Raw genomic sequence first — 2,405 nt, forward strand, 5'->3', positions numbered from 1 at the left:
GCTGGTGGTGCGGGGCGGCGCCGTGGTGGCGGTGGCTCGGCGGGGCCGCGGGTCAGCAGCCGCGGGCGCCGGTGTGCAGCGCGAGCGCGGTGTTGCTGCCGAGCGTGGCGGTGAACCGCCCGGAGCCGTCGACCGTCACCGGCCGGTTGCTCTGGACGTCGCAGTACTGGCCCGCCGCGAGGGAGGTCTGGTAGGTGCGGGTGAGCGGGCCGCCCTCGTGGTTGATGGCGACGAAGCCCTGGCTGCCCCGGCCGAAGGCGATGGCGTTGGCGCCGTTGTCCCACCAGTCGGTGACGCCCTGGCCGCGGGTGGCGTTGCGGAAGCCGACCATGGAGGAGATCTCCGGCCAGGCGTGCTGGCACTTCCAGCCGTCCGACCAGCAGGCGGTCACCCGGCCGTTGCCGGGCGGGCCGGCGTCGTGGTCGGTGAACTCGTAGCCGGAGTGCACATCGGGCGAGCCGTACGGCCAGGCCAGCATGAACACCTGGGCCAGGGTGTAGAGGGCGCCGTCCTTGTAGGAGAGGGTGGAGCCGTTGCGCTCGGTGTCGTGGTTGTCGACGAAGACGGCGGAGCCGCCGCTGGGCATGTGGCCCCAGCCCTCGCCGAAGTTGGCGAGGTAGGCCAGATTCTCGTTCTGGAAGACGCGCTTGAGGTCGAAGCCGTAGCGGAACTCCTGGACATCGCCGGTGCCCCGGTACTCGCTCGGTGAGACGGCCTCGCCCGCGCCGTAGATGGCCTCCTGCTTCCAGTACGCGTTCGGGTCGTCCAGCCGGGACTTGATGGCGGCGAGGTCGGCGGCGGGCATGTGCTTGGCGGCGTCGATGCGGAAGCCGGCGACGCCGAGGGAGAGCAGGTCGTTCATGTAGTCGGCGATGCGCTGGCGGACGTAGTCCTTGCCGGTGTCGAGGTCGGCGAGGCCGACCAGTTCGCAGTTCTGGACGTTGGCGCGGTCGCCGTAGTTGTTGCCGATCTCGCGGCGGCAGGTGTTGAAGTCCCCGTCGCTGTAGGGGGCGTCGGGGTAGTCGTATTTCGTGTACCGGCTGCCGGCGGTGCCGGTGCCGGACCCGGCCGTCATGTGATTGATGACGGTGTCGACGACGACGCCGACGCCCGCGCTGTTGCAGGTGTCGACCATGTTCTGGAACTGGGCGCGATCACCGAGCCGGCTGCCGATGGTGTAGCTGACCGGCTGGTAGGCGGTCCACCACTGGCTGCCCTGGATCTGCTCCTGGGGCGGGGAGACCTGTACGTAGCCGTACCCGGCCGGGCCGAGCCGCTGGGTGCACTCACGGGCGATGGAGTCGAAGTTCCAGGAGAACAGCACGGCGGTGACGTCCTTGCCGCCGGGCGGTGCGGCGCTGGCGGCGGGGGCGCCGCCCGGGACGCCGAGCGAGACGGCGAGCCCGGCGGCGGCGGCCGTCAGGCCGACGAGCGCGGTACGGATCAGGTGCATGACATCTCCTCGCGGATGGGGGTGCCGGAAGAGCACATCTTGCTGAAAGGAATGCCGGAACTTTCAGCAAGTGGGTTTCATGGCTGACCGTAGGGGTGCCCGCGAGGACGGTCAAGGGTCGTGACACACCGAGGACATCCGGGTGTTGCCCGACGGCAACAAACCGTCAGCCGCCGCACCACCGGCTCCGGCTGACGACCGAGCCCGGGGGCGGCCCCGCCGTCAGCCCCCGCTGCGCCGCGGCGCCACCGCCGTGCTCCCCCGCACCACCAGTTCGGGCTGGAACACGAACTCGGTGTGCGGCACCTGGTCCCCGTTGATCTCTTCGAGCAGCGTGCTCACCGCCGCGCCCGCCATCGCGCGGACCGGCTGGCGCAGCGTCGTGAGCGGCGGGTCGGTGAAGGCGATGAGATCCGAGTCGTCGTACCCGGTCACCGACACGTCCGCCGGGACGGCGAGGCCGCGCTGGCGGGCCGCGCGTATCGCGCCGAGCGCCATCATGTCGCTGCCGCAGACGATGCCGGTGCAGCCCTCGTCCAGCAGGGCGGTGGCGGCCGCCTGGCCGCCCTCCACGCTGAACAGCGAGTGCCGCACCGGCGCGTCCCGGCCCAGTTCCGCGGTGAAGCCGGCCACCTTGCGGCGCACCGGGACGAAGCGGGCCGGCCCCACGGCGAGGCCGATCCGCTCGTGCCCGAGATCGCGCAGATGCCGCACCGCCATCCGGGTCGCCGCCGCGTCGTCCGGGGAGACGAACGGGGCGGCCACCCGGTCGTTGTAGCCGTTGATCAGCACGAACGGCACCCCGCGCCCGGCGAGCCGGGTGTAGCGCTCCGGGTCGGTGGTGGTGTCCGCGTGCAGTCCGGACAGGAAGACGATGCCGGTGACACCGCGTTCGACGAGCTGGTCCACCAGTTCGTCCTCGGTGGCCCCGCCCGGGCTCTGGGTGCACAGC

Annotated in this window: 1 protein-coding gene and 1 pseudogene; both read right to left on the bottom strand. The window is 71.6% G+C overall.

Annotated elements, in window-relative coordinates; genetic code table 11:
- Positions 1-55 precede the first annotated feature (55 nt).
- A pseudogene (locus ACFV5N_RS27075) lies at positions 56-1,453 on the bottom strand (alpha-amylase family protein); the annotation flags it as partial.
- A 222-nt stretch (positions 1,454-1,675) separates the two neighbouring features.
- Positions 1,676-2,405, bottom strand: a 730-nt coding sequence (locus tag ACFV5N_RS27080; RefSeq protein WP_385604952.1) for a substrate-binding domain-containing protein, incomplete at its 5' end; no start/stop codon positions are given.

The organism is Streptomyces sp. NPDC059853 (assembly GCF_042731495.1).
GTDB lineage: Bacteria > Actinomycetota > Actinomycetes > Streptomycetales > Streptomycetaceae > Streptomyces.